Below are 7,114 nucleotides of genomic sequence, written 5' to 3' on the forward strand. Positions count from 1 at the left end.
AGGAAGAAGACCGCGCAGGCGATGCCGACCCGCAGGTCGGTGGCGAAGGCCACGAGGCTGACGATCACCGCGCCCAGGGTCGCGCCGATCTGCGGGATAAGGTCGGTCACCGCGACCACCACGGCCAGCGCGAACGGGTACGGCAGCCCGACGACCAGCGCGAAGACGAACGTGGCCGCCCCGGCCAGCACGGCGATGCTGATCGCGCCCACCATGTACGCGCCGACCTTCGTCAGGATCTCGTCGCCGATCAGCCGCACCCGGTCACGGCGGGAGCGGGGCACCAGCGCGTAGCCCAGGTCGCGGATCCGGTCGAAGTAGACCAGGAAGTAGATCGTCAGCACCAGCACGGTAAGCCCCCGGAACACCGTCCCGAAGAGCAGTTGGGCCCCGCCGAGCACCCCGCCGAGAGCCTGACCGATCGTGTCGGCGTTCGCCGCGCTCCGTACCCGGTCCATCAGGTCGTACCGCTCGACGAGATCATTGACCGTCCGGTTGCGGCGCAGCTCCTCGACGTAGCTCGGCAGCTGGTCGATGAACTGCCCGGTCTGCGTGACGATCGGGGGCACCAGGGCGAACAGGCCGCCGCAGAGCAGCAGCACGACCGTCAGCGCGACCACCGCCACGGCCGCGCCGTGCGGCAGCCCCCAGGACCGCAGACGGACCACGGCAGGGTGCAGGCCGATGGCGAGGAAGAGCGCGATGAGCACCAGGACCAGGATCCCGGCCGCGTTGCGCAGGCCCAGGAAGAATGCGTACGCCAGCAGCACCCCGGCCGCTCCGGTGAAGCCGACCAGGAAGCTGCTGCGCCGCAGCGGCCGCCCGGGCGTACCGAACCGCCCCGACCCGTTCGCGCCCGGCCCGCCGCCGCCGGTCACCTGGTCGCCCCGGCCCTCGGTGCCCGTGGCTTGCTCGTCGGGGTCGGTGTTGGTCGGCGCGGTGTGGCCGCCGGGCATGGTGCCCGTGGCTTGCTCGTCAGGGTCGGTGTTGGTTGGCGCGGCGTGGCCGCTGGGCGTGGTGCCCGTGGCTTGCTCGTCGGGGTGGGTGCTGCCGGCCCGGTCGGCGTGCCGCGGGGCGTTGGCGTGCTCGGAATTGCGGCTCACGTCGCCCGGTCCCCGAGTGCTCTTGGGCTCCCGGTCACCGCTCGACGCCTTCGGTCCGTCGTCTGCCATCGGACCTCCCCTGATCGATTCCCGCCGACGACCCGACCACGGTCCGCGTGGGGCGGATTCCACCGAGGAGCGTACGCCGCCAGCCCGGCCGACCCACCCAGCCAGACCGATCCAAGCAGCCCGGCCGACCCAAGCAGCCCGGCCGACCCACCCAGCCCGACCGAATCCACCCAGCCCGACGGGCCCACGAAGCCCGGCGGGTTACGCAGCCCGACGGACCACGTCAAGCCCGACCGATCCCAGCAGCCTGACCGGGGCATACGGCCCGGCTGACCCGCCTGCCCGGCCACCGGCTGCCGGCCAGCGGCCCCGGTTGTCCGGCTACCGGCCTCGGTTGCCCGACCACCCGACCCAGCTGCGCAGCCCCGCCCGGGTGGAGGCGGGAGGCTGAAGAGATCTTGGCAGGAAAGTGCCCCTCGGGGGGCCGTTTCCTGCCAAGATCCGCCCGACGACCTGGGCCGTCGGGCGGCAGGGACGGTCTGGGTCAGTCCTTTTCGACGACGACCTTGCTCGGCTTGGCGCTGCGCTCGTCGGTGGTCGGCTTCGCCGGCCGCTTGCCGTTCTCGCCGGTGCTGGTGATCTTCGTCGGGGTGGCATCCCGGCCACCCTCGCCCGGCACGGCCGCCACGGTCGGTTCCCCGTCCACGCCGGCGCTCGCGGTGCCCCCGTCGACCGTGGTCACGGCCGCGACGTCGGCGTCGCCCGGCAACTTGGTGTCGGCGGGTTCGATCCGGCCCTTGGCCGGTTGCCCGGCCTCCGCCGGCTCGACCTTGGCGGGCCTGCCGTCCGAGGCGGTGGTCTCCTTCCCCGCGCCGCCCGCCGGTGCCGCGCCTGCTCCGGCCGGTGTGGTCTCCTTCGCCTTGCCACCCACCGGCGTTGCGCCTGCTCCGGCTGGTGCGGTGTCCGTCTTCGCGGCGCCCGCTCCAGCCGGCGCAGCATCCGTCTTTCCCGCGTCCTGCGCGGCCACCTTCTTCGTAGCGCCCGTCCCGGCAGTGTCCTTCGCGGTGCCCGCCCCGGCTGGCGCGGTGCCCGTCCCGGCTGGCGCGGTGCCCGCCCCGGCTGGCACGGCGTCCGTCCCGGCTGGCGCGGTGCCCGCCCCGGCTGGCGCGGCGTCCGTCCTTCCCGCGCCCGGGCCGGCCGGCGCCCCGCCGCTGCCCGGCGCGGACGCCGTGGCGGCGGTCGACGCCCTTCCGCCGTTCGCCGCGGCCGTGCCGGTCGCCGACACGCCGTCGACGCCCGCCGGGGCGGTCGCGGCGGCGCCGTCCGTCCCGCCTGGTCGATCGGCCGCACCGAGCAGCCCCAGCCGGAGCTCGGCCACCTGGCGCTGGAGCTCGTCGGACTCCTGCCGCGACTTCCAGGTCTCCTGCCGCAGGTCGGCGAGCTGCTGCTGGGCCTGGGCGATCTCCAGCATCACCTGGGCGAGCTGCTGACGGCTGGCGGCGGCCTCCTGCTGGGTGGCCGCGAGGTGCTGCTGGGTCGTGGCGAGGTGCTGCTGCGTGGTGGCCGCGTACTCCTCGAACTGGCGGCGCGAGGTCGCGACGTGCTCGTCGGCCTTGCGGCGCTTGTCGGTCGCCTCCGACTCGGCGCGGCTGAGCAGCGCCGCCGCCTCCTCCTCGGCCTGCCGGCGCATCGTCAGCGCGTCCCGCTCCGCGGCCTGGCGGACGGCGGCGGCGCCCTGTTCGATCTCGTTCTTCCGGGCGGTGTACTCCGACTCCAGCGCGGCGCGGCGCGTCTCGAAGCCCGACTCCAGCTCGTCGTGCCGGCTCTTGTGCCGCGTCTCCAGTTCGGCCAGCCGGGCCTTGTACTGCTTCTCCAGCTCGTCGCGGCGCTTGGCGAACTCCTGCTCGGCGGTCGCCCGGCGCTGGGCCAGCTCGCGGTCGGCGGCCTCGCGGCGGCTGTTGACCTCCTGCTCCACCCCCGCCCGCCACGCGCCCAGCTCCTGCTGCGTCTGCGCCCGGGCCTGCTGCACGTACGCCTCGGTCTCGGTGCGCATCCGCTGCACGTACGCCTCGGTCTCGGCGCGGCTGCGCTTGGCCGTCTCGGCCGCCTGGGTGGTGAGCCGCTCCGCCTCCTGGCGGGCCTTGTCGCGGCTCGCCCGGCCGGCCTCGGCGGCGTCGTCGATGATCTGCTTCGCGTCCCGCTGCGCCTTGGCGTGGGTGGCCCGGCCCGCCTCGGTGGCCTGGTCGGTCAGGCGCTTGGCCTCCTGCTGGGCCTTGGCGTGCACCTCCTTGGCCGCCTCGCGGAGCTGGCTGGCCTCCTGCTGCGCCGTGGCGTGGGCCTCCCTGGCGGCCTCCCGCAGCCGGGTCGCCTCCTGCTGGGCCCGGTGGTGGATCTCCTTGGCCGCGTCCCGCAGCTGGGTGGCCTCCTGCTGGGCCTTCGCCAGCGCCTCCTGGGCGGCCTTGCGCAGCCGGGCGGCCTCCTCCTTGGCGGCCTTCACCGCGGCGTCCGCCTCCGCCCTGCGGGCCGCGCTGTGCCGCTCCTCCTCCGCGCGGCGGGCGGCCAGCGCGATCTCGAAGTCCTTGAGCGCGGTGGCGGCCTGTTCCCGGGCCTCCTCGACGATGTGCTCGGCGGCGGCGCGGCGCGCCTCGATCTCCTCGTTGGCGGCGGCCAGGATCGCGTCGGCCTGCTCCTCGGCCATCGTGAGGATCTGCTCGACCCGCGGGCCGAGGTGCCGGAAGGAGACGTTCTCCAGCGCGCCGGACGACTTGCGCGCCTGGGCGAGGTCCCGCTGGAGCACCTCGACCTGGCCGGCCAGCTTGTGGATCTGTGTGTAGGCCTGCTCCCGTTCGGCCGCGAGGGCCGCGATCTCGTGCTCCGCACGAGCGACGTACCGGTCGACCTGTCGTTTCTCGTACCCCCGCAGAGCGGACTCGAAGCTGGGCTCCGTGGTCACGTCCCCGCCGAGAGCGAACAGTTCCTCGCCGTGCGACATGCCCCCATCCTCACACGCATCCGGGCCTGCTGGGGCGATACGGACGCCCCTGATGGGACCTACTTCACTGCGTTCACGCCCGGGCAATTCTCTGACGGGCAAACGCATACGGCGCGGGGCACACCGGTCACCCGGTGTCACCCCGCGCCGTGGTCATGCCCCGGTCGGCTCGGTCAGTTGGACGTCTCGGCGGCCACCCGCTCGTCCGTGCCGTCGGCCTTCCCGGCCTCCGGCTTGGCGGGCGCGGCCTGGGCGGCCGGCGCCGCCGGGACGCCCGGCACGATTCCGGCGAGGCCGGAGAGCATCTGGCCGAGCTGGGAGGTGACGGCGTCCTTCTGGCGGGTGAGGTCCTCGACCTCGCGGCGGGCCGCCTGCGTGGTCAGCTCGGCCTCGGTGCGCGCCTCGGTGAGCAGCCGCTTCGCCTCGGCCTTCGCCTCGGTCAGCGTCTTGTCGGCCAGCGCCTTGGCCTTGTCGACCGTCTCGTTGGCGGTGCGCTCCGACTCGACCCGGCGGGCCTCGGCGCGCTGCTCGATCTCCTTGGCCCGCTCCTGCGCGGCGTGGGCTCGCTGCTCGGCCTCGCTGACCAGCTTCTGGGTCTGCGCGACCTGCGCCGCGTGCCGCTCCGACTCCTCGCGCTCGGCCTTCTCCCGGCGCTCGGCGAGCTGGAGCTCCAGGGCCTGCAGGTCCTTGTCGCGCTTGTCCCGCGCGTCCGTGAGCAGCTTGGTCGCCTCGGCGCGCTTCTCCTCGGCCTCCCGGGCGGCCTTCGCCCGCTGCTGGGTGATCTCCCGCTCGGCGGTGGCCCGGAGGGTGGCGACCTCGCGCTCGACGGTGGACTTCAGCTCGGCGACCTCGTGCGCCGTGACCGTACGCAGCTGCTTGGTCTCGCGCTCGGCGTCGGCGCGCAGCGTGTCGGCCTCGCGCCGGGCCTGGACGCGGACCTCGGCGGCCTCCCGCTCGGCGGCGGTGCGGACGCTGCCCGCCTCGCGCTCGGCGGTGGCCTTCATCGCCGCAGCCTCGGCCCGCGCCTTGTCGGTGATCTCGCGGGCCTCGAGGCGGGCGGCGGAGAGGATGCCCTCCGACTCGCGCTTGGCCTCGTTGCGGTGGTCGTTGGCCTGCTCCTCGGCCAGCCGGAGGATCTGCTCGACGCGGGTGCCGAGGCCGGAGAGGGTGGGCCGGCTGTTCTCCTCGAGCTGCTTGTTGGTGTCGGCGAGCTTCTGCTCCAGCGTGCTCATGCGCTGTTCGGCCTGGCGGAGCCGGCGCTGGGCGTCGTTCATGCGCTGCTCGGCCTCGGCGCGGGCCTGCTCGGACTGGGTCAGCGCGGCCGTCATCCGGCCGATGAAGTCATCGACCTGGTGGGTGTTGTAGCCGCGCAGGCCGACGGTGAAATCGGGCTGTGAGTTCGCGTTATCGAAGAACGCAAGAGGGGAGGACTGCTGGGGCATTGGGACATACTCGCAGACTCCCCAGGGTGCTTCGCAAGAGCGGTCCCGAGCTTTCGTGTCCTCTTTACATGGTCAACTGCGGGCGCCCCGGTAGGCCGGACCAATCGGCGATCTTGGCAGGTCCCGGGCGGGTCGGACGGCACGGAGAGTGACTGTGGAAAAGGGCCGCGGGGTCGACCCCGCGGCCCTTTGTCGCGTCATGGCGCGGGTCACTCGAATGAGCGCCGGCGCCTCGGTGGTGAAAAAAGGCGATCGCCGTTCGCCGCATTGGTCGACGGCGGATCGTCCGTCGGGTCAGTGGCCCCGGAACCGGTTGATCGCGTCCTCGTGGCGGGAGCGCAGCTCGCGGTCGCGCACGCCGAGCCCGTCGGCGGGGGCGAGGCAGCGGACGCCGACCTTGCCCTGGTGGGCGTTGCGGTGCACCTCGTACGCGGCCTGGCCGGTCTGCTCCAGCGCGTAGGTCTTCGACACGGTGGGGTGGATCTTGCCCAGGGCCACCAGGCGGTTGGCCTCCCACGCCTCACGGTAGTTGGCGAAGTGGCTGCCGACGATCCGCTTGAGGTGCATCCAGAGGTAGCGGTTGTCGTACTGGTGCTGGTAGCCGCTGGTGGAGGCGCAGGTGACGATGGTGCCGCCCTTCTTGGCCACGAAGACGCTGGCGCCGAAGGTCTCCCGGCCGGGGTGCTCGAAGACGATGTCCGGGTCGTCGCCGCCGGTCAGCTCGCGGATCCGCTCGCCGAACCGGCGCCACTCGTCCTGGTCCTGGGTCTGCTCGTCCTTCCAGAACCGGAACCCCTCGGCCGTGCGGTCGATGACCAGCTCGGCGCCCATCTTCCGGCACAGCTCGGCCTTCTCCGGGGAGGAGACCACGCAGACCGGGATCGCGCCGCCGTTCAGCGCCATCTGGGTGGCGTACCCGCCGAGGCCGCCGGAGGCGCCCCAGATCAGCACCACGTCGCCCTGCTTCATGTTCGCGCCGTGGTGGGAGACGAGCTGCCGGTACGCCGTCGAGTTGACCAGTCCCGGGCTGGCCGCCTCCTCCCAGCTCAGGTGGCGCGGCTTGGGCATCAGCTGGTTGGCCTTGACCACACACAGCTCGGCGAGGCCGCCGAAGTTGGTCTCGAAGCCCCAGATCCGCTGCTGCGGGTCGAGCATGGTGTCGTCGTGCCCGGCCGCGTCCTCCAGCTCCACCGACAGGCAGTGCGCGACCACCTCGTCGCCGGCCTTCCACTTCGTCACGCCGGGCCCGGTGCGCAGCACCACGCCGGCCGCGTCGGACCCGACCACGTGGTACGGCAGGTCGTGCCGGCGGGTCAGCTCGGAGAGCCGGCCGTAGCGCTGAAGGAACTTGAAGGTCGGCAGCGGCTCGAAGATGCTGGTCCAGACCGTGTTGTAGTTGATCGCGCTGGCCATCACGGCGACCAGGGCCTCGCCCGGCCCGAGTTCCGGCGTCGGCACCTCCTGCACGTGCAGCGCCTTGCGCGGGTCCTTGTCCCGGGTGGCCATCCCGTCGAACATCCGGGTCTCTTCGGCGCGCACCACGACGCCGCGGTACGACTCCGGCACCG

Annotated in this window: 4 protein-coding genes; all 4 read right to left on the bottom strand. The window is 73.4% G+C overall.

The features are described from left to right. Positions 1-1,103, bottom strand: a 1,103-nt coding sequence (locus tag ACWENR_RS28705; RefSeq protein WP_452280077.1) for an AI-2E family transporter, incomplete at its 3' end; no start/stop codon positions are given. 553 nt (positions 1,104-1,656) lie between these two features. Next, positions 1,657-4,104: a hypothetical protein gene (locus ACWENR_RS28710; protein WP_452280078.1), complete on the bottom strand. Its 2,448-nt coding sequence runs from the start codon at positions 4,102-4,104 to the stop codon at positions 1,657-1,659. A 173-nt stretch (positions 4,105-4,277) separates the two neighbouring features. Then, the gene (locus tag ACWENR_RS28715; protein ID WP_452280079.1) at positions 4,278-5,546 is read right to left on the bottom strand and encodes a cell division protein DivIVA; all 1,269 of its coding nucleotides are present in this window, start codon (positions 5,544-5,546) and stop codon (positions 4,278-4,280) included. A gap of 294 nt (positions 5,547-5,840) precedes the next feature. Then, positions 5,841-7,112, bottom strand: a complete 1,272-nt coding sequence (gene ccrA / locus ACWENR_RS28720) for a crotonyl-CoA carboxylase/reductase (protein ID WP_452280080.1) — start codon at positions 7,110-7,112, stop codon at positions 5,841-5,843. Positions 7,113-7,114 lie beyond the last annotated feature (2 nt).

The sequence above is a fragment of the Micromonospora sp. NPDC004336 genome (assembly GCF_053602615.1).